This is a genomic window from Photorhabdus laumondii subsp. laumondii, assembly GCF_003343245.1.
Classification (GTDB): Bacteria; Pseudomonadota; Gammaproteobacteria; order Enterobacterales; family Enterobacteriaceae; genus Photorhabdus; species Photorhabdus laumondii.
In genome coordinates this window covers 604,762-628,704 of record NZ_CP024901.1, presented here as the reverse complement: position 1 = coordinate 628,704, position 23,943 = coordinate 604,762, and the positions used below count along the sequence as shown (strand labels likewise).

At 47.4% G+C, this 23,943-nt stretch carries 9 protein-coding genes; 5 read left to right on the top strand and 4 right to left on the bottom strand.

All coding sequences use genetic code 11. From position 1 onward, the window contains the following. The first annotated feature begins 58 nt into the window (after window positions 1-58). On the top strand, window positions 59-1,726 hold the full coding sequence (gene ettA / locus PluTT01m_RS02835; RefSeq protein ID WP_011144937.1) for an energy-dependent translational throttle protein EttA: 1,668 nt from the start codon (window positions 59-61) through the stop codon (window positions 1,724-1,726). Window positions 1,727-1,764: 38 nt separating this feature from the next. On the opposite strand, the gene PluTT01m_RS02830 is transcribed toward ettA, so the two are convergent. The 4 genes from PluTT01m_RS02830 to serB all read right to left on the bottom strand — a co-directional run bounded on the left by PluTT01m_RS02830 (window position 1,765) and on the right by serB (window position 6,941). Next, the gene (locus tag PluTT01m_RS02830) at window positions 1,765-2,511 is read right to left on the bottom strand and encodes an ABC transporter ATP-binding protein (RefSeq protein ID WP_041379903.1); all 747 of its coding nucleotides are present in this window, start codon (window positions 2,509-2,511) and stop codon (window positions 1,765-1,767) included. 674 nt (window positions 2,512-3,185) lie between these two features. After that, entirely contained in the window at window positions 3,186-4,421 is a 1,236-nt protein-coding gene (gene nadR / locus PluTT01m_RS02825; RefSeq protein WP_011144935.1) for a multifunctional transcriptional regulator/nicotinamide-nucleotide adenylyltransferase/ribosylnicotinamide kinase NadR, read from the bottom strand. A 13-nt stretch (window positions 4,422-4,434) separates the two neighbouring features. Then, entirely contained in the window at window positions 4,435-5,817 is a 1,383-nt protein-coding gene (radA, locus tag PluTT01m_RS02820; RefSeq protein ID WP_011144934.1) for a DNA repair protein RadA, read from the bottom strand. Between the two features lie 146 nt (window positions 5,818-5,963). Next, window positions 5,964-6,941: a phosphoserine phosphatase gene (gene serB / locus PluTT01m_RS02815; RefSeq protein WP_011144933.1), complete on the bottom strand. Its 978-nt coding sequence runs from the start codon at window positions 6,939-6,941 to the stop codon at window positions 5,964-5,966. A 115-nt stretch (window positions 6,942-7,056) separates the two neighbouring features. On the opposite strand from serB, the gene PluTT01m_RS02810 reads away from it, so the two are divergent. The 4 genes from PluTT01m_RS02810 (at window position 7,057) to PluTT01m_RS28015 (ending at window position 23,936) form a co-directional block, all read left to right on the top strand. Further along, the gene (locus tag PluTT01m_RS02810) at window positions 7,057-7,701 is read left to right on the top strand and encodes a YtjB family periplasmic protein (protein ID WP_011144932.1); all 645 of its coding nucleotides are present in this window, start codon (window positions 7,057-7,059) and stop codon (window positions 7,699-7,701) included. A gap of 281 nt (window positions 7,702-7,982) precedes the next feature. Next, window positions 7,983-8,189, top strand: a complete 207-nt coding sequence (locus tag PluTT01m_RS25375) for a hypothetical protein (RefSeq protein WP_125026209.1) — start codon at window positions 7,983-7,985, stop codon at window positions 8,187-8,189. A gap of 275 nt (window positions 8,190-8,464) precedes the next feature. Further along, the gene (locus PluTT01m_RS02805; RefSeq protein ID WP_049789731.1) at window positions 8,465-10,129 is read left to right on the top strand and encodes a ShlB/FhaC/HecB family hemolysin secretion/activation protein; all 1,665 of its coding nucleotides are present in this window, start codon (window positions 8,465-8,467) and stop codon (window positions 10,127-10,129) included. A gap of 58 nt (window positions 10,130-10,187) precedes the next feature. After that, the gene (locus PluTT01m_RS28015; protein ID WP_011144930.1) at window positions 10,188-23,936 is read left to right on the top strand and encodes a hemagglutinin repeat-containing protein; all 13,749 of its coding nucleotides are present in this window, start codon (window positions 10,188-10,190) and stop codon (window positions 23,934-23,936) included. The last annotated feature ends 7 nt before the right edge of the window (window positions 23,937-23,943 follow it).

Below are 23,943 nucleotides of genomic sequence, written 5' to 3'. Positions count from 1 at the left end.
CGACTTGCTTCGCAAAACAGGCATTATCACCATCAGAGATAGCGAGGCTTATAGCAACGTGGCTCAATATGTCTACACCATGCATCGGGTTGGTAAAATTGTTCCCCCGAAGCGCCATATTCTGAAAAATATCTCCTTGAGTTTCTTTCCGGGAGCAAAAATTGGGGTTCTTGGTCTTAATGGCGCCGGTAAGTCTACCTTATTGCGCATTATGGCCGGCATCGATAACGATATCGAAGGAGAAGCCCGACCACAACCAGGAATTAAAATTGGCTATCTACCGCAGGAGCCTAAATTAAACCTTGAATATACTGTCCGCGAAGCAGTGGAAGAAGCCGTTAGTGAGGTAAAACACGCGCTGACCCGTTTGGATGAAGTTTACGCAGCCTATGCTGATCCTGATGCTGATTTTGACAAACTGGCTAAAGAGCAAGGTGAGCTGGAAGCGATTATTCAATCCCACGATGGTCATAACCTTGATAACCAGCTTGAACGTGCCGCTGATGCCCTGCGTCTGCCGCCGTGGGATGCAAAAATCGAGCATCTCTCTGGAGGGGAACGCCGCCGTGTGGCAATCTGCCGCTTACTGCTGGAAAAACCCGACATGCTGCTACTGGACGAACCCACTAACCATCTTGACGCCGAATCTGTCGCTTGGCTAGAACGCTTCCTGCACAATTACGAAGGTACCGTGGTTGCAATTACCCACGACCGTTACTTCCTTGATAACGTTGCTGGCTGGATTCTGGAACTTGATCGTGGTGAAGGCATTCCGTGGGAAGGTAACTACTCTTCATGGCTGGAACAGAAAGATGCTCGTCTGGCTCAAGAAGCCGCAACAGAAGCTGCACGCCGTAAATCCATTGAGAAAGAGCTGGAATGGGTTCGCCAAAATCCGAAAGGCCGTCAGGCAAAAGGTAAAGCACGTCTGGCCCGTTTTGAAGAATTAAATAGCGTTGAATACCAGAAACGTAACGAAACCAGCGAGCTGTTCATTCCACCTGGGCCACGCCTGGGCGACAAAATTCTGGAAGTGGAAAATCTAACCAAATCCTATGGCGACCGGGTTCTGATTGATAATCTGAACTTCTCTCTGCCTAAAGGAGCGATTGTCGGGATTATCGGGCCTAACGGTGCAGGTAAATCTACCCTGTTCCGTATGATCTCCAACCAGGAACAACCCGATTCCGGCACCATCACATTAGGTGAAACCGTCAAACTCGCTTCTGTCGATCAGTTCCGTGACAACATGGATGATAAGAAAACCGTTTGGGAAGAGATCTCCGGCGGCCAAGATATCATGCGTATCGGTAATTTTGAGCTACCAAGTCGTGCCTATGTTGGCCGTTTTAACTTCAAAGGTATTGATCAAGGTAAACGTGTCGGTGAATTGTCTGGTGGTGAAAGAGGACGACTGCATTTGGCTAAACTGCTGCAAGTCGGCGGTAACATGCTGTTGCTCGATGAACCAACCAACGACCTGGACATTGAAACTTTGCGCGCACTGGAAAACGCCTTGCTGGAGTTCCCAGGTTGTGCAATGGTTATTTCCCATGATCGTTGGTTCCTTGATCGTATCGCAACCCACATCATTGATTATCAAGATGAAGGTAAAGTCACTTTCTTTGAAGGTAACTTTAGTGAATACGAAGACTATAAGAAGCGGACTCTCGGAGCAGAAGCACTGGAACCGCATCGCATTAAATATAAGAGAATCAGCAAATAATCATATTGAAAATGGCCTGGCAACAGGCCGTTTTCCACTCAATTATTTAGATATAAACTCATAGTCTTATTCATTATGTTATGTGTAAGATACGTATCATGGATAATCTTTCCTCCTTTCAAAGTAATAATACGATCGGCATGTTTGATAAGCCTATTATCCTGTGAAGCCACAACAACCGTACCTCTTTGGTTATGAGCAATAAAACCTAAGATATCAATAGCTGTTTGACAGTCATAATTATTAAGATGACGGGTTGGCTCGTCAGCAAACAAATACCGAGGGCTTTTCACAATGGCACTGGCTATTGCCAGCCGTTGTTTTTCATTATCACGCAATTCCTTGGGATATATATCTTTCTTGTGTTTCAGGCCAACAATATTGAGTGCCTTAGTTGCTCTGACTATTGCTTCCTGATGAGAAGTCGTGATTCCACAAGAGAGAGATAATAGCAAATTATCCAAGACCGTAAGTTCATTAGATAAATTAATTCTTTGAAAGATAAAACCACAATTCATCAAATGGAATCTATCTAACTCGAAGTTATTCAGCCTCCCCAACTCGTTATCAGCAATTAATATTTTTCCTCCATCGAGAGGCAATAACCCAGAAATCATTGCCAGTAAAGTACTTTTTCCTGAACAGAGATCCCCATTAATCAAAGTAAATTCACCTGGAAAAATAGAAAGAGTGATGTCTGAAATCGTTTTCTGGTTAGCTTTACTGTTCGAAAAACCATATGAAATATCAATGGCTTCAATCGTAGCGATTTGATTCAAATTCATTATCTCAGCATAATTAATAGTGTAAGAAATCTGGCATTATCAGTAACTCTTACAGCCAGAGCAATCCGTAAAAATACAGATATTCATCATTATAAGATTACACAAACGAGGGAAAATCATATAAGAAATATCTCAATTGAAAGTATATCAATATTTCTACCAGTGACTATTTCAAATGACTATCTGCATGCTAAAATCAAAATTTTACTAAACAAGATCAACCCATTCCTATCAACCACTCATTAGCAACAGGCCATTATCTTGTTAGTACAAATAAAAAAATAACATCAGACAAATAATTTTTTATAGATAAAAACACCTTAATATCATAACAACATGTTAAAATTAATATTTAATTACCATCATAACAATGATACTTTGAACATTAAATTATTAATAAAAAACCAGCCTCCCATTATTCCCCAACCAATCAAAAACACAAAAACTTTTATTTAAAAATCAACAGGGAAGTATTTAATTATTAATTTTGTTTTTATTCAAGAAATAAATAATCAATAGAAGTATCAAAAATATTAATAGCCGTTATATATTTTATTACTTACAGAAAATAAAAATATCCAGCCACAATGCATATTGTGATTAGATATATATTTACTAATTTATTATATAAAATATTATATACAAATCTAATTATAAACGATTCAACTGACGTGTCATTTAGGATTAGCCGCTAAAAGTTGCTGAATGAGCTCAATACAACGTAGGAAACGCTGATCATAATCGGGTGAATCCACATTGACATATTCAATATTATTACTTTTCAGCATATCCTCCAGCAGTTGCTGAAACGCTTTACGATCCTGCTCGCTGCCAAGGCTACGCAAACCGTCAGCAACCCAAGGAGTGTTGTTTTCCAGTAGAATGACCAAATCAAATCGGTATTCATCAATTAATGCCTGAACAAACGGGTGTTCACGTCCTTCATATCGCTTACAGAATGCTTGGGTAGTGACAAAATCGGTATCGATAAATGTAACCTTATTCGCATATTTTACGGCAAAATCAATATATTGGGCTTGTCCCAATGCAATCTTGTCATAGTCCGAATATTGTAGCGCCATCTCATCTCCCCCCAGATGAGAAAAAACATAATCACGACCATATTCCCAAGCACTTGTCGTATTAAAAATATTTGCCAATTTGTTAACTAATGTAGATTTACCACTAGATTCTCCACCAAGAATCGCTACGGTACGAACAAAGAAAGGTTTCACTTCGGTAGGAATATATTCCCAATGACGGAATGGATCTTGGCGAATATGCCGACCACTGATTTTCATAAACGAACGTTGTGGATCGATAAGAATTGTCTCAATTCCTAAATGCTCTTTATATCGGGGAGAATCCTGAGTTTCGCTGGAATATATATAAGTGGGATGAATGCCTTTCTTTGACATAAAGGCTTTCATGCCATCACTCCACACATCCCAACCATGTGGATAGGGTTCAATTCCCTGTTCATCAAAAGAGTGAATATGAATATTTTTCTGATACTTAAATGTTTGAAGCAACCAGCGCAAGCGATCACTCACCGTGGGTTGCTGAGACATGGAACTACTCATAAATAGCTCCCGATCTCTAGGCTCATCATGGCAAAGGATAATATGCAACTCATCCACCTGACTACAGGCCCGTTGAATCAGATAGATATGCCCAGTATGCAATGGATAGAATTTGCCGAATACCACTCCAACAGTTTTATTTTGCACAGGATATTGCAACCTCAGATAGTGATGGAGCGCCGCCAGTTTTTGGGCACTAGGACTTTTAATTTTGTCATTAATTAATTGGCTAAGATAACCTTTGGTCATACCACTTGCATCGGCAACCTGTTGCAACGTATAACCTGTCTGTTTAATCGCTTCTTTAAGGTAGTCAAATTGCCCCATATCTCCTCCCTGTTTAATCAAAATCATCCATAACAGATAACGCATCCGCCAACTTTTTCACACCAAAAACTTCCATCCCTGGCAGCGCTTTTTTCGGCATATTGGCATAAGGGACTATCGCCCGTTTAAAACCATGTTTAGCGGCTTCGGATATACGCTCCTGTCCACTGGGCACAGGACGGATTTCCCCTGCCAGTCCCACCTCTCCAAATACAACCAAATCACGGGGTAACGGCCGATCCCGAAAACTGGAGACTAAAGAGAGCAGTAAAGCGAGATCCGCGCTGGTTTCCGCAACTTTAACTCCCCCCACAACATTCACAAACACATCCTGATCGGACATTTGCAAACCACCATGACGATGAAGGACAGCCAACAAAATAGCCAACCGGTTTTGCTCCAAACCCACAGCCACCCGCCGTGGATTGGTCATCATAGAATGATCCACCAGCGCTTGAATCTCGACCAACAGAGGACGAGTCCCTTCCCACACCACCATGACAGAACTGCCAGCGGTAACTTCATCACCACGGCTCAGGAAAATCGCTGATGGGTTACTAACCTCACGCAATCCTTGTTCTGTCATAGCGAATACGCCAAGCTCATTAACGGCCCCAAACCGATTTTTATGACTGCGTAAAGTGCGAAAGCGGGAATCCGCTTCACCATCAAGCATCACAGAGCAGTCAATACAGTGTTCCAACACCTTCGGACCCGCCAACGAGCCATCTTTGGTCACATGACCAACCATAACAATGGCAACACCACGAGTCTTAGCAAACCGAGTAAGATAAGCGGCCGTCTCTCTGACCTGAGCAACACTCCCCGGCGAAGATTGAATATCTGCCATATGCATCACTTGAATGGAGTCAATCACCATCAACTTTGGCTGTTCCTGCTCCGCAATCAGACAAATTTGTTCAATACTGGTTTCTGACAACATATTCAGATTATCAGCCGGCAATCCCAACCGGTGCGCACGCATTGCCACCTGCTGTAACGACTCTTCCCCAGTGACATATAAAGTTTTCATCTGTGCAGACAACTGACACATCGTCTGCAACAATAAGGTACTTTTCCCTGCTCCCGGATTACCACCAATCAGAATCGCACTACCGGGAACAACACCACCGCCAAGCACCCGATCGAACTCTTTAAACCCGGTAGAAAAACGAGGAAGTTCTTCCAGACTGATCTCTGATAATTTCTGAACCCTACTGACACCAGCATCTCCCGCATAACCACTGAGCCGCTCATTACGGGAGGAAGGTGCTGCGGCTAAGCGCACCTCCGTAATGGTATTCCAAGCATGACACGCACTACATTGCCCCTGCCAGCGCGGATAATCCGCCCCACACTCATTACAGACAAATGCCCGCTTTACTGCTTTAGCCACTCTGCACTCCTAAAAACTTTATACCCGTCATCTTTCAAGTTGCCTCTTTGTTGGCTGCACTCGCTCACCCCGGTCACATCGTTCGCTATGCTCCCGGGGATTCACTCCCTTGCCGTCGCGATGCATCTTGAAATCCATAGGGTATATTAACGTTCTTCGTGTTTGAGACCACCACTTAACACACACAATACTCCCATGAGATCAGCATGACGAATGGTCACTTTCGACTGTGCATACACTTTCGGCTTGGCATGGTAAGCGATACCTAACCCTGCTTTGCGGATCATCTTCAAGTCATTAGCGCCGTCACCAATCGCGACAGTTTGCTCCAATGGGATATCCAGTTTTTTCGCCAATTTCACCAATGTAGCAGCCTTATATTTAGCATCAACAACGGGCCCTATAACCTTACCTGTCAACTGACTATTTTTGACTTCTAACTGATTAGCTACCGCAGCCACCAAACGTAAATTCTGGCGTAAATGGTCAGCAAAATAGGTAAAACCACCCGATGCGATGGCCACATGCCAATCAAAGGATTGTAACTTACGCACCAGACTGGTCAGCCCCGGCATAAGTGGTAAATTTTCTACAACCTGTCGCAGAATATCAGCATCAGCCCCTGCCAACTGAGCAACTCGCTCTCGCAGACTATCAGAAAAATCCAACTCTCCTTGCATTGCCCGCTCAGTAATTTCGGCCACTTTGTCACCTACGCCAGCCAAACGGGCAATTTCATCAATACATTCAATTTGAATTGCTGTTGAATCCATATCCATCACCAGCAAACCTGGTGACCGCAACCGTGGGATCTGCCCCAAGGGAACCACATCTAACCGACACTCATCAGCTAGCCGTTTAATACGAGCAGTCAAATTTCCGGCAATACGTACTACCTGATAATCATCAATACGCCATGAAGAAACGATGACAATAGCAGCGCCAAGCCGATGTTGAAAATTACTAATACGTTGTTTATCCAGGCCACGGCCATATATCAACCAACCACTGTCACCCGCTCGGTAATCCAACGGCATCACTTCTTCACCACTTAACGAAAGTGGTAATCCCGGCCACTTATGGACCTCTTCCGGCAAATAGTGATAAGCCAGGTTATTAGACATTAATCCCTACTCCTGTAATCCCACATGATTTGACAGCAAAAAATTGCGCTTCAAACTATCCTCTCTGTACTGCATCTGGCAACATTGCGTTGACCAAAGCTTGGAAGAGATAACGATGATCAAAGCTAAATTAAAATTCCGACTGCATAAAACAGCTATTATCTTGATTTGCATTGCTTTATTAGTATTTCTAATGCAGGGCGTTTCTTATTTCAGCCGTTCTCACCAACAAGCCCAGATGGATCAATTTGAGGAATTGGCAAAAACCTTGGCAAAACAAGTCGCATTCAGCTTATCTGATTATATGGAGAGTGGCAGCAAAGATCTTAATAATGAGCGGATACTGGCTAATTTGCATCATCTGACGACAAACAGCCGCATACTTGATGCCAGTGTTTATCTTAACAATGGGACACAGGTTGCCCATAGCGGAGAAAACGTCTCGGTGCGGGATCGTCTATCTTTGGATGGTAAAAAAGCGGGCAGCTATTTTAACTACCAGATAGTCGTCCCCATCCCAGGAAAAGATGAGCCAAAAGGCTTTCTGCGCCTGACGCTGGATACCCACAAATTGGCAACTGAGTCCAAGCAGGTGGATAACACAACTAACTTACTCCGGATCATGATCTTACTCGCTTTAGCAATTGGTTTTATTCTGGCACATAACCTATTGCAATTAACACCAAGTCGATGGCAACAATCGCCTTATTTACTGACAGCCAACAGTAAATCAAGTGCAAATGGAGAAGAAGAGAAATAAAGCGAAAATTTCTTACTAAATCATTTTGATATCGAAATCAATATACCTTATGGATTTCAAGATGCATCGCGGCGGCAAGGGAGTGAATCCCCGGGAGCATAGATAACTATGTGACCGGGGTGAGCGAGTGCAGCCAACAAAGAGGCAACTTGAAAGATGACGGGTATATACCCAATAGATTTCAAGTTGCAGTGCGGCGGCAAGAGAACGCATCCCCAGGAGCATAGATAACTATGTGACTGGGGTAAGTGAACGCAGCCAACAAAGCAGCAGCTTGAAAGATGAAGGGTATAGATGGAATTAGGGCATGGCTCGGAGCATTCAATCATTTCCAGGGCCTCAGCCCCCTTTACCAAGACATTTCATGGCTGAATAAACACGCTGTAACTAATAAAAAATCATCAATCTTAACTGAGAGAAACAAGCTCGCCCATTATTTAATAAATAAAGTAATAGTTTATTCAGTTACTTTAACTTTAATTACATAATAATATTCTTAGTGACATATATCACATATTTATCAATATATAGAATTAAATCAAAAATACCTGACATTAGTTACATAACTCATTAATTAACAACGCATTTTTCACTCTTGCTCATTTTCAAATAAAAATATATCTATTTGTTTTTATTAGAAATTTAAAACAAGCCATATTTTTCAATTATATCACTAGGTAAATCCACATATTGATTATTAAGTCAAATTAATGACTAATAGCGCCCCAAAAATTATATGACGCGTGCGGGATGCCAAAGAATAATGAAAAAAAAGGTTATTATTTTTACTAGCTTTCTTATTGTTACTACCGATGTTAAAGCCGCCGAAATATCAGATCAGCAACTCATTCATCAACAAGAACGGCAGAAAGCACTGGAAGCCCAATTAGCGCCGCCACCGGCGGATATTCGTCTGTCTGTTCCTGAAACAGCAGTACCTTCTACATTTCCCGTCGATACGCCCTGCTTTCCCATTACGCGAGTCGTTCTTGAAGGCACGGAACATTTTCCTCACTGGTTACCTTTAAAGCGTTTAGCCCAACAGGGAGAAAACCAATGTCTGGGCACCCAGGGGATTAATATATTAATGACTCGGATACAAAACCGGTTAATTAATCATGGCTATGTCACTAGCCGAGTATTAGCACCCAGTCAGAATCTTAATTCCAAGACATTAAAACTCATGATCATACCGGGCAAAATTGGGCATATTCGCTATACCGCTGAAAGTGGCAATTATATTCAACGAATAACCACATTTCCTCCCCGCGAAGGAGAACTGCTTGACTTACGGGATATTGAGCAAGGATTAGAAAATTTACAACGTTTTCCTACTGTTCAAGCCGACATGGAAATTGTACCGAATGAACAGTTAGGCGAAAGCGATATCGTGCTGAACTGGCGTCAGTCACGACATTGGCGACTCGCTAGCTATCTGGACGATTCGGGTTCTAAAAGTACCGGGCGTTACCAAGGCGGATTAACTTTATATCTGGATAATCCTCTTGCGTTGAGTGATCTATTTTATATCTCCGGTGGGCGCGATATTCGCTCTCCTTCTGGTCGCAGCAGCAAAAACTACACCATCCATTACTCCCTACCAGTGGGATACTGGATGGCAGGCATCACTGCCAGTAATTACGATTACAACCAAAAGGTAGCCAGGCCAACTAAAGACGACAAATACAGCGGCGAAAGCAAAAATCTGAATGTCCAACTCAGCCGGATCTTGCATCGTAACGCCGGTCAAAAAACCTCGGTTAACGGCGAGATTTATCGTCGAACATCCAAAAGCTTCATTAATGACCTGGAAATCGGCGTACAGCGCCGGGAAACAGCTGGCTGGAAATTAGGATTATCTCATCGTCACTACATCGGTAGTGCCACCTTGGATGCCGGAGTGACTTACCAGCGGGGAACTCGCTGGTTTGGGGCACAACCCGCACCAGAAGAGGTCCGCGGTGAAGCAACTGCCTTACTTAAAACAACCCAGTTTTCTGCGGCACTTTCTGCGCCATTTACCCTATTTTCTCAGCCATTCATCTACAAAACCCAGTACCTGCGCCAAATAAGCGCCAGAACGTTGACGCCACAGGATCAATTTTCAATTGGCAATCGCTGGACCGTACGCGGATTTGACGGCGAACGCACACTAAATGGAGATCATGGTTGGTACAGCCGTAACGAACTGGAATGGCAAACGCCACTGAATGGTCAATCCCTATATATGGGCATGGATTATGGCGAAATCGGCGGGCCGGGGAATGAGCAACGACTGGGAAAACATCTGGCGGGCGGCGTTCTAGGTTGTCGCGGCAGTCTTAAAGGCGTGAGCTATGACCTGTTTGCCGGTATCCCACTATCCAAACCGGATGGCTTTCAAACCTCATCAGTTACAACCGGATTCAGTTTGTACTGGCAGTACTAATTCAGAATAACAACGTTGCCGAAGCGTAGTAGATAAAAAGTGTTAGCGGAGAGAAACAATGAACAAGCATCTGTATCGTATTATCTTTAACAAAGCACGAAACATGCTGATGGTCGTGGCCGATATTGCAACTTCCGGGCAAGGTAGTACGGTACGCCGCCGCAGTCGTCGGCAATCACCACAATGCCTTTGCCGGTTAACAGCGTTACGACTGAGTTTGTTATTGGCAACCGGCTGCATCTCCCTAACAGCACAAGCCAATATTGTGGCCGACGGACAAGCACCGGGTAATCAGCAACCGACTATCCTGAACAGTGCAAACGGTACGCCACAAATCGATATTCAAACCCCTAACGCCGCAGGTATCTCGCGTAATACCTACAGCCAATTTGATATCGATAAACGAGGCGTCATCCTTAACAACAGTCACAATGCTGTCCAAACTCAACTGGGCGGTATGGTGGCAGGCAATCCTTGGCTTGCCAAAGCAGAAGCCAAAATCATTCTCAATGAAGTGAACAGTATTAACGCCAGTAAACTTAATGGCTGGATAGAAGTCGCCGGACAAAAAGCCAACGTTATTATTGCCAACCCGGCGGGCATCACTTGCAACGGCTGCGGATTCATTAACGCCCATCGCGCAACACTCACCACAGGACAGGCCATGATGGAACAAGGCCGACTGAAAGGCTTTGATATTGACCGGGGAGAAGTCCGCATAGAAGGGCTGGGACTGGACAGCTCACAACAAAATTACACCGAAATTATTGCCCGCTCGGTGGTCATCAACGGCAAACTGCACGCGAAAGATCTAAAAATCACAACCGGACGTAATATCGTTGATGCAGCTCACCAGAACATTGAGAAAAAATCTGCTGACGGCAGCGAGAATCCCTCATTTACGCTGGACGTAGCAGCTTTGGGTGGCATGTACGCCAATAAAATTATGCTGGTGGGTACCGAATTTGGCGTAGGGGTACGTAACGCCGGCCACATCGGAGCAACCGCCGGTGAAGTCCGTCTCACGGTTGATGGACTGATTGAGAACAGTGGCACAATTGCCGCACGAAGCAATACCATAATCAAAGCGGAGTCGATACAAAGCGCCAGCGGCAGCACCCTATCCGCCGGTATTGATAATAAAGGAAAAGCCACACTGCCCGGATCGCTGACACTGACCGCCAAACAGCACATTCAGGCCAATGGAAAAAATCTGGCAACCAATACTCTGGAAGCACAGAGTAAAAAGATTGATCTCAGCGGCAGCCAAACTTCTGCTAACAACATTCAGCTCACTGCCAGTCAGCAAGAGATTAGTACCGCCAACGCTACAGTCACCGCGGACCGCTTTACAGCTAAAGCACCAGGCCAATTTAACAACGACGGCGGCACACTGGTAGCACGAGAAATCAACTTAACGACTCCAGACTTATCCAACAATCAGGGAAAAATTAATCAAACCGGCAACGGCGAGCTGGTACTGAACACCCAAACACTGAATAACCAAAGCGGGACCCTTCTCAATGAAGGGAAACGACTGGCTATCACCACAAGAAATCTGGACAACCGTCATGGAAAAATCGCCAATAACGGGAATGACCTGAACCTAACCGTCCACGAGAAAGCGGACAACACAGAAGGAGGGACAATTCAACTCGCCGGTAAAGGTAAACTGTCACTCAACACCCATCAGTGGATAGGTGACGGAGGCGAACTGCTCTCCAATGGTGAACTGGATATACAAGCCCACAACCTGCAACTGAACAAAAAAGCAGTCACTACCGCCGACAAGATTACAATAAAAACAGACACATTAAGCCATCAGAGTGGAGTAATGCAGCAGAATGGCAAAGATAAGATGTCCCTCACTGCCAAGACACTGAATAACCAAAATGGCGAGATTAAAGGTAATGGCAACCTGAAAATCAATGCCACCACCTTGGATAACAGCAAAGGCAAAATCGTTGCAACCGGTGGCAGCACAGAACTGATCATTGAGAAAAACATTGAAAACGTTGACGGACGAATCGAAACCAAAACAGAGCTCACCACAAAAAGTCAGGCGTTGAATAACCATCAAGGATCATTACTGGCTCAGCGAATAGATAGCCAAACCAAAGGACATAAATTCACCAACACCGCAGGACAAGTTATTGCTCAAGAAAAACTCACCCTAAACAGCGGTGAACTGGATAACACGTCTGGTCTGTTACAATCCGACAGTGACATGATAGTCAATACTCATGGACAGAAATTGACTAATACTAAAGACACTAAAAATGGTGACGAAAAAGAGATCAAAAAAGGCACCATATTAAGCAAAGGTAATCTGGAACTCCGTACAGGAGATATCAACAACACCGCTGGTATTATTTCCGCTAAAGGAAAAACCACCCTTAACGCCGGTAACGTTGACAATACCGACGGCCAACTCTTATCACAACAGATGGCGGAACTGACCACACAAGCATTAGATAACACTCGTGGACAGATCCAATCAGAGTCAAGCCTGTTGTTGGATACCCAAAACCAAGCCCTGACCAATACCGACAGTGGCAAAACTGGCGGTATCATTGCCAAAGACTCATTACGCATTTCCAGCGGTAACCTGACTAATAATGCGGGCGTTATCCTTGGTCATGGCATTCACATCGATACCCATGAACAACGGCTAAGCAACCAAAAAGGCACCATAGCGAGCAAGAAAAATCTGCAACTTGACAGTGGAGAGCTCGACAGTACCAGTGGACAAATAAAATCTGATGGCGACATGACATTAGACACCCACGGGAAAAAGCTCACCACCGCTAAAAGTAGTGACACGGGTGGCGTGACCAGTAAGGGAGCGCTCACCTTAAAAACAGGCGAGATAGACAACCACGATGGCACCATCACGGGTACAGGAACGACAACGATAACGGGTGGAGAACTCCACAACCAACGAGGAAAACTTGTCAGCAAAACCGGTCCCCTGACATTAACGGTAAACAACACTGACAACAGCGGTGGACTACTGCAATCCGCGGGTGATCTGACACTGGATACGAAAAGTGGGCTGCTAACCAACACCAACAGCGGCAAAGACCGGGGCATCATCAGCATAGGCAACATGAAGCTGACGACCCAAGGCGTTAACAACGATGCGGGCCTAATCCATGCGGGTAAAAATCTGATCCTTGACGGGCAGAAGGGAACCATAACCAATAGCAACAGCCAGCCTAATCAAGGTATTCGTAGCTCAGGAGACTTGACGCTGACGGCAAGTGCTATTGATAACCATCAAGGATCTGTAGAAGCTGATAAACAACTCACCGTAACATCCGGGATAGTTGACAACACCGGTGGTCTACTGAAATCCGGCACAACCCTGTCGCTCAACACCCAAGGCCAGAAACTGACTAACGCACAGAGCGGAGAAAAACGCGGTATCCGCAGCGGCAGTGATCTGAAGCTGGAAGCCGGTGAAATTGATAACACCGCTGGCCTGATAGATGCGCAAGGTGAAACCTCGCTAACTAGCCAAAACCTCAATAACACCAGCGGTAAAATCCTCTCGCGGAAAAAAGCCGATCTGACAACACAAACGGTCAACAACCAAAGCGGACTGATACAATCCGCAACCAGTTTGAAATTAGATACACAACAGCACGAACTGACTAGCACCGACGGCGGGATCATCGCAGAAGAGGCTTTAGAACTGGCTACCGGTAAACTGATCAACGACCGCGGATCTATCCGTGGTGATCAAATCCTCATTAACACCCATCAGCAAGCGCTAAACAATGTGGCTGGCACCATATTCAGTAAGAAAAATCTAAAACTTGATAGCGGAGAACTTAACAGTACCGGCGGGAGAATAGAGTCTACCGGCGATATGACGCTGACCACTGGCGATATTGACAACCAAGACGGTGTGATTATCGGTACAGGAACAACCACCGTTACCGGCGGTGAGCTGAAAAACCAAGGCGGAACCCTCGCCAGTGAAACCGGCTCACTCACATTGACCGTGAAAAAAACCGATAACAGCAGCGGCCTGTTGAAATCCGCGGGTGATCTGACACTCGATACACAAGGTGAGCTACTGACTAACCTCAACAGTGGCAAGACCGGAGGCATAATCAGTGCAGGCAATGTCAAGCTGACTGCTCAAGGCATCAATAATGACGCGGGCTGGATCCATGCGGATAAAAACCTGACTCTAGATGGGCAACAAGGCAAAATAACCAACCGCAACAGCCAGCCTAAACAGGGGATCTCAAGCCAGGGAGAGTTGACAATAACCGCGGGCGCTATCGATAACCAACAGGGAAGAATCATCGCCGATAAGCAGCTCAACGTGACATCAACAGGAGCCGTTGATAATACCAGCGGTAAAATGGTCAGCCAGCATCAACAACTCACCATGAATACCGGTGAATTGAATAACACCAGTGGTTTGCTGCAATCCAAAACAACCCTTTATCTTAACACCCACGGCCAAAAGCTGACTAATACACAAAGCGGGGATGACCTCGGCATACGCAGCGACAGTGACCTGACTCTGGAAGCCGGTGAAATTGATAACACCGCTGGCAAGATAGATTCACAAGGCAAAACCACGCTAACTAGCCAAAACCTCAACAACACTGACGGTAAAATCCTCTCGAAAGGAAAAGCCGATCTGACAACACAAGCCGTCAACAACCAACGTGGGCTGATACAATCCTCAGCCAGTCTGAAATTAGATACACAACAGCATGAACTCACCAACACCGATAGCGGTAAAAACGGGATCGTCGCAGAAGATGCCTTGGAACTGACTACCGGTAAACTGATCAATGACCGCGGCGATATTCGTGGTAACGAAACCCACATTAACACTCATCAGCAAGCACTAAACAACTTGGCTGGCACCATATTCAGTAAGAAAAACCTACAGCTCGACAGTGGAGAACTTAATAGTACCGGAGGACGAATAGAGTCTACCGGCGATATGATACTGGACACGCACGGGAAAAAACTGACCACCGCCAAAAGCGACAAAACCAGTGGCGTTATTAGCAATGGAACACTGACGCTGACCACTGGTGAAATTGACAACCAAGATGGTTTTATCAAAGGTACAGGAACAACCACCGTTACTGGTGGTGATCTGAAAAACCAAGGCGGAACCCTTGCCAGTGAAACCGGCTCGCTCACATTGACCGTGAAAAAAACCGATAACAGCGGCGGCCTGTTGAAATCCGCGGGTGATTTGACTCTTGATACACAAGGTGAACTACTGACTAACCTCAACAGCGGCAAAACCGGGGGCATAATCGGTACAGGCAATGTCAAACTGACTACTCAAGGCATCAATAACGAAGCTGGCTGGATCCATGCGGATAAAAACCTGACTCTAGATGGGAAACAAGGCAAAATAACCAACCGCAACAGCCAACCTGAACAGGGGATAACAAGCCAGGGAGAGTTGACAATAACTGCGGGCGCTATCGATAACCAACAGGGAAGAGTCATCGCCGATAAGCAGCTCAACGTGACATCAACAGGAGCCGTTGATAATACCAGCGGTAAAATAGTCAGCCAGCATCAACAACTCACCATGAATACCGGTGAACTGAATAACACCAGTGGTTTGCTGCAATCCAAAACAACCCTTTATCTTAACACCCACGGCCAAAAGCTGACTAATACGCAAAGCGGGGATGACCTCGGCATACGCAGCGACAGTGACCTGACACTGGAAGCCGGTGAAATTGATAACACCGCTGGCAAGATAGATTCACAAGGCGAAACCAAATTAACTAGCCAAAACCTCAACAACACCGACGGTAAAATCCTCTCGAAAGGAAAAGCAGATCTGACCACACAAGCAATCAACAACCAACGTGGACTGATACAATCCTCAGCCAGTCTGAAACTGGATACCCAACAGCAGAAACTGACGAATACCGATAGCGGAAAACTTAACGGAATACTCGCACTGGATAGCCTAAAACTGATTACAGGTGAACTCATCAATGATTTCGGATATATCCGTGGCGATGAAACGCACATCAATTCTCATCAACAGACATTAAGCAACCTAACTGGCACTATAGTCAGTAAGAAAAATCTAAAACTCGATAGCGGCGAGTTAGACAGTACCGGTGGACTAATAAAGTCTGACGGCAACATGACGATAGATACTCACGGAAAAAAACTGACCACCGCCAAAAGCGGCGATACCAGAGGCGTTATCAGTGAAGGAACGATGACCCTGACTGCCGACGAAATCGACAATCAAGATGGTTTTATCAAAGGTACAGGAACAACGATCGTTACCGGCGGTGAACTGAAAAACCAAGGTGGAACCCTCATCAGCGAAAAAGGTTCTCTAACATTATCAGTGAACCAAACTGACAACAGCGGCGGCCTGTTGCAATCCGCAGGTAAACTTACTCTCGATACACACGGTCATTCACTGACTAATAAAAACAGTGGTGATCGGGGCGGTATCCGCAGCCAGGACGATATGTTAATTACCAGCGGTGATTTACATAATCAGGCTGGTACAATTACCAATCGCAAAATCGCAACCGTAAATAATCTCCAAAACACCATTGTTGGTACCCAACAGATAAAGCTGATTACCCAAGCATTTAATAACCAACAAGGCAAGGTCCATTCTGATGGCAACCTGAACCTCAACACGCAAGGCCAACGCCTGAATAACACGGGTGACAAAGACAAATCAGGCGAATTCTCTGCTCAGGGCGATTTAACACTGGATATCGGAGAATTAAACAACGACGCTAGCTTTATCGCCGCGGATGGCAAAACTAAGATTACCAGTACAACCCTCACCAATAAAAAAGGACTGATTGCTGGTAACAGTGGACTGGAGATTCATAGCCAAACGCTTACCAACAGCAATGGCTCATTGAAGTCAGCAAACACCGTCAATATTGACACAAACGGGCAGCTACTGGACAACCAGCATGGCCGTATTATTGGCGATGACAACACCACCGTGACCAGTGGCAAACTGAATAACCAACACGGACATATTCAGGGTAAAAAACTCACCATCAACACCGGACAAGCCGATACGGATAACCAAGACGGTAAACTGTTGTCAGCAGACACCATGAACTTGAATACCCTACAGCTCGACAACCGTCGCGGACAGGTCAAAGCCATAGGTGACGCGACGATTAACGCGCCGAAACAAACGAACAATACCGGCGGCCTTATCCACAGTGACCAACAACTGACACTAAAAACAGCAGAACTCATTAACCGGGAGACTAATCATCCTGACCAGGGTACCGAAGCCCAAGACCTGATAATTGAAGCTCAACAGATAGATAACACCCAGGGAACATTACAGGGAGCCAACCGCCTGCAAGCTATCATTAACCAGTCGCTGAAAAACGAACAAGGACTAATCTCCGGTGGAAAACAACTCACCATCGAAGATAAAACCCAGAAACTGACGGTGAATAACCAGCAAGGCACACTGACGGGAAGTGAAAAGGTCAAAATTAAAGCCAACGCCTTGAGCGGTGACGGTCAAATCTTATCGCAGGGCGATATAGAGGTGAAATTAAAGCAAGACTTCCACAACACCGGTAACATCGCCGCCGATGGCAAGCTGTCTTTGGAAACCGACGGCAACATTATCAATGACAGCACAATGAAAGCCGAACAGGCGTACCTGGAAGCCCAAAATCTCACCAACACCCAAACTGCGGAAATCAGAGCCAAGCAAACCGAAGTCAACGTCCGAAACACGCTGACCAACACCGGGTTAATTGACGGCGAACTGACCCATCTCACCGCCAACAAAGTACTGGACAACACCGGAACCGGACGTATTTACGGTGACCAAATAGCCCTCAAGAGTGGCACTCTCAATAACACAGCAAAAGATGGCAAAGCCGCCGTCATTGCCGCTAGAGATCGACTAGATATCGGCACCGGAACCCTCAACAACCGTAACCATGCCCAGATTTACAGCGTGGGTGACATGCGCATTGGTGGACAACTGGATGAAAACCTGGCTGCGACGAGTCAAGCTGGCCGACTCAGCAACCACGCGGCAACCATTGAGGCCGGGGGTAGCCTAAAGATTGATGCCGCTATTATCAAAAATACCAACAACGGTTTGGTCACCGATATCGTCGAAACAGAAAAATCCCAGCGTCATGAAGCCGTATTGAGCGGCCGCACTGCCCGCTATGACTGGTCACAGGTGAATACTTCCCGTCGCAACAAATACGGCGTGCACAGAGCCGTCATGCCGGATGGCAGCGGAAGTGAAGAATTTTACGAGTACCGATATACCCGTACCATCAATGAAACCCAGATAAAAGAGAGTGATCCGGGTAAAATTTTATCCGGGGGTAATATGACCATCAATAGTGCGATGCTGACCAATGACGACAGTCAGATCGTAGCGGGTGGAATACTCGGGGGTGATATTGACGAACTGCACAATAACGCCACCAAAGGCGAACGTATCATCACGGATGAAGGTAGCGAAATCCGTTGGTATGCCAAAAAGAAAAAACGTCGATTCAGAGGAACCAAAACCTCCCAAGGAAAAGACTGGGACCACTATAACCCAGCACCGATAACCGAAACCATTGACCTGAAAGCCCTAGCCTGGCAGGGCAACACTCGTCCAAACTCTACCGGCATAACAATAGATGACAGGCAGACAAGCCGTGTTCAAAGTACACCAACCGGGATTAATCTGACCTCAAGAATGGCGGAAGCTGGTGAAGTTACATTCACCAATGCCACGATCAACGCCATCACACTACCGAACAGGGACATACCGACTGATCGCCCATTACTTTCACCTACAGGTCAACAGACTGAGCAGCTATTATCGTCTGGCGCAGTGGCACTACCAAGCCGAGATGCACTCACTGAACACCCAACACTTTCACCTACAGGTCAACAGACTGAGCAGGTATTATCGTCCAGCGCAGTAGTACTACCAAACAGAGATGCACTCACTGAACACCCGGTACTTCCACCCGTTCAACAAACTGAACGGGTACTCCCCCCGGTGACGGTCACTCTACCCAACAGTGGTCCATTAGATGAGCGCCCGCTGGTGTTACCAACAGGCCAACAATTTGAATTGACGCTACCGTCTGATACCGTCCAAGGTCAAAGCGTCGAACCTCTTATCCGTATCGTTGCTCCAGATACCCGCCTACCGGCCAACAGCCTGTTTGTCGTACAGCCGGGCAGTGACAGCCATTATTTAGTGGAGACCGACCCTAAATTCACCCAATATAAAAAGTGGCTAGGCACGGATTACATGCAACAACAGTTAACCCACGACCCGGTACTGGCACACAAACGCCTGGGAGATGGGTTCTACGAACAGCGCCTGGTGCGTGATCAAATCACCCAACTGACTGGTCAGCGTTACCTGGCGGGCCACAACAACGATGAAACTCAGTTCAAAGCGTTAATGGAAGCCGGTGTTGCCTTCAGCAAACAGCAACAGCTCACCCCCGGCATCGCCTTGAGTCCATCGCAGATGGCGCTACTCACTTCTGACATTATCTGGCTGACCAACCGGACCGTGACTCTGGCAGATGGCACAAAACAGACCGTGACCGTGCCACAGGTCTACGCTCGCGTGAATAAAGGCGATCTGACCAGTGACGGTGCTCTACTCTCCGGTAAAAACGTGACAATAAATAGCCGAAGAGATATTACCAACAGCGGCACCATCAGCGGACGTGAAGTCACCCAACTGGCCGCCAGCAATCTGACCAACAGCGGCTTTATCCAAAGCGGCAAAGTGGATTTAACCGCCCGGCAGGACATCACCAACCTCGGCGGACAAATTCGGGGCCGTGACCGCGTTTCCGCACAGGCAGATCGGGATATCACCAGTGCCTCTACCCTGCGCGGAGCAGGTGCTGACCGTTGGCAAGATCGGCCTGCGGGCATTTATGTCCAGAACGACAACGGCACCTTGTCGCTGAAAGCCCTCAACAACATCCATCTCACGGCCAGTGACGTGGAAAATGCGGGCAAAGACGGTCAGACAGAGATAACCGCGGGCCTTGACCTGACTCTGGATACCCTGCGCACCCATCGCACAGAAAACAGTGACTGGGGGAGCGACAACTATCGCCATCTGACACAACAACATGACGTCGGTAGCCAGATAACCACCGCCGGTAACCTGGCGCTGAGAGCGGGCAATAACCTCAATGCTACCGCGGCTAACGTAAACGCCGGTCAACAACTTACCGCTCAGGCCGGGAACAATATCACCCTGAATACCGGTACCGCTTCCTCAGACCTGATAGAACACAGCAAACAGACTAGTAAAGGCTTACTCTCCAAATCCTCCGTCGAAACCCACGACGAAGTGCATGAACGCCGGGCACAAAGCACCACGCTCAGCGGCGACCGCGTAACCTTACAAACCGGAAATGACCTCAACATCATCGGCAGTAACGTGGCTGGCACTCAGGATGTTCATCTGGCCGCAGGCAATCAGCTCACCATCACTACCGCGGATGAAGCCCGTCATGAAACGCACTTCAAACAAGAGAAAAAATCCGGTCTGATGGGGACCGGCGGCATCGGCTTCTCCGTCGGCAAAGCCAGTCAAAAATCGACTACCGATATCGACAGCAACCTCAACAAAGGCAGCACGGTCGGCAGCAGCCAGGGCAATGTAACATTCAGCGCCGGAAAACAGCTCAACATTCACGGCAGTGATGTCGTGGCGGGCCGCGATACGCAACTTTCCGGCCAAAACATTCACATCACCAGTGCGGAAAACAGTCACACCGCTATCACCAAAACCGAACAGAAACAAAGCGGCCTGACCGTGGCACTATCCGGCACCGCAGGCGGAGCCCTGAATTCCGCCGTTCAAACGGTTCAAACCGCTAACAATGAAAGTGACAGCCGTATCAAAGCCTTACAGGGCACCAAAGCCGCCCTTAGCGGGGTACAGGCAGTCCAGGCAGCCCGTCTGGCCGATGCTAAAGGTGGTGACGACAAAGCTAACAACAATCTGGTGGGAGTCAGCCTCTCCTACGGCCGCCAGTCCTCCCGGTCAGAGCAGAAACAGCACCAGACCACTCAACAGGGCAGCAGCCTGATGACCGGGGATAATCTCACCCTCACCGCTTCCGGCACACCAAACCAGCACGGCGATATCCGCATTCAGGGCGGCCAGTTGCAGGCGGGCAAAGACCTGCAACTCAATGCCAGCCGGGATATCCAGCTCTCATCCAGCCAGAACACCGAACAGACCACCGGCAAAAACAGCAGTCGCGGTGGCTCACTGGGCGTCGGTTTCACTGCCGGACCGGGGGGCACGGGAATCAATCTCTCCGCCAGCACCAACCACGGCAAAGGCCGTGAAAGCGGTAACGGCGTCAGCCATAATGAAACTACGCTGGATGCGGGGCAAACTGTCACCCTCAACGCCGGCCGGGATGCCTCGCTCAAAGGCGCTCAGGTCAGCGGCGAACAGATTACTGCCGACGTCAAACGCCACCTGACGCTCAGCAGCGAGCAGGACAGCAACCGCTACGATATGAAGCAGCAGAACGTCAGTGCCGGCGTCAGTGTTACTCTCGGTCCACAACCGGGCGGCTCATTGAACCTCAGCGCCAGCCGCGACAAAATCCACAGCAACTTTGACTCCGTACAAGAACAAACCGGACTGTTTGCCGGCAAAGGCGGCTATCAGGTAAAAGTGGGTGAACATACTCAGCTTGATGGCGCAGTCATTGCCAGTACCGCAGACAAAGACAAAAACACCCTCGATACCGGCACGCTGGGCTTTGGCGATATCAAAAACAAAGCGGATTTTAAAACCGAACACCATAGTGCGAGTATCAGCACAGGGGGTTCAGCCGGCGGCATGTTCCTCAGTAATCTGGCGGCCAACACCCTGGGCGGCGCTAACCGGGAAGGCCACGCCCAAAGCACCACTCACGCCGCGGTCAGTGACGGCACCCTGATTATCCGGGATAAAGACCACCAGCAACAGGATGTCACCGCCCTCAGCCGGGATACCGACCATGCTAACAATGCTCTCAGTCCTATCTTTGACAAAGAGAAAGAGCAGCAACGGCTGAAACAGGCCCAACTGATTGGCGAAATCAGTGCGCAGGTGATTGATATCGCCAGTACCGAAGGGGCCATTATCGCCACCAAAGCAGCCCACGCCAAACTGGAGAACATCAGTGACCCGGATAGAGAAGCGGCTATAAAAGTACTGAAGGATAAAGGTAAAACCGACATCACCCCGGCGCTTATTAAAGACCAGATTTACAAGACTGCCTATAACGCGGCATTGAATGAGTCTGGTCTGGGCACCGGTGGAAAATACCACTCTGCTTTACAGGCGGCTACCGCGGCCATTCAGGGGCTCGCGGGCGGAAATATCGGTCAGGCACTGGCAGGCGGCGCTTCTCCTTATCTGGCCGGGGTGATTAAAGACCTGACCACCGACCCGAAAACTCATCAAGTCGATGTCGTCACCAATACTCTGGCCCATGCCATTCTGGGGGCAGTAGCCGCCGAAGTCAGTGGCAACAATGCGCTGGCGGGTGCGGCAGGCGCGGCGGGCGGTGAACTGGCTGCCCGAGAACTGATGAAGCATATTCACGGCGAAAATGCTAAAGTCAGTGACTTAAGTGAAGAGGAAAAACAGACCATCAGCACTCTTTCTACTTTGGCGGCCGGGCTGGCCGGCGGCATTGCCGGTGACTCCACCGGAAGCGCCGTTACCGGAGCCCAGGCCGGGAAGAATGCGGTGGAGAATAATGCGCTGGCCTCGCGAAATCTGGGTGATTGCCGCACGCTGTCACCGGAAGCGTGCGGCAAGGCTAAGGAGCTGAGCCAGCGCATTCTGGATAAAGGCTTGCCGTCAGTGGAGGACATGCGCGGTAAACTGGCATCATGTCAGGATGACAGCTGCCGTAAAGGAGTCTGGACAGAGTACCGGCAGGCCAGTGATGCGACCATCAACAGCCTGAAACAGATGGCGTTGAATGGTGAGTTGAGTCGTGAAGAACTGGCATTCATCAACCATGAACTGGGCAAGGAGCTGGCCGTCTCAGGTTACCGTGCCAATGACAAGATAGGGCGTTCAGAGCAGAGCAGCTGGTTAAATGGCGGCAGCGGACCCCTCTCCGGGTTTTTTAACACGGAACTGCGTCAAAAAGAGCTGGAAAAATCGGGCTTGTCCAAAGCGGATGCGGCGCAGTACGTGAAGGAAGAGCAGCGCAACCTGTTGTTGCTGGAGACTGCGGTCGGGGCTATTGGGGGAGCAGCCAGTAATAAGATACAGGCGAAGCCATCATCTGTATCATCAAAAAATAATGTTGATAAAAGCGTTCCGGCGGAAGCTACTCAAGTACAGCCTAACCAAACGGCTAATAAATCAAGTACAACAACACAGACAGATGTCGCAAAATACTTTGGCCAGGACAGAAAATATTGGTCGGCTGAGCCAGTTCCCTTTAAGGGAAATAAGGTTTATCAACGAAATGACTTGTTTGATCCAAGCCGTATTGATCCTAAATCAGGTAAGACAAACGTAGAGCTTATGAGAGCTGGTAGAGCACCTATCGGTAATGATGGAAAACCTGTCAATTTACATCATATGTTACAAAAGCAGGATGGACCTATAGCTGAGGTAACGCAGAGTTTTCATAAGGATAATCATAAGGTCATACATATAAATGATAACAGTATCCCCTCAGGTATTAACCGCTCGGAGTTTAATAAGTGGCGTTCTGATTATTGGAAACAACGAGCTAACGATTTTAAATAGGGTTACG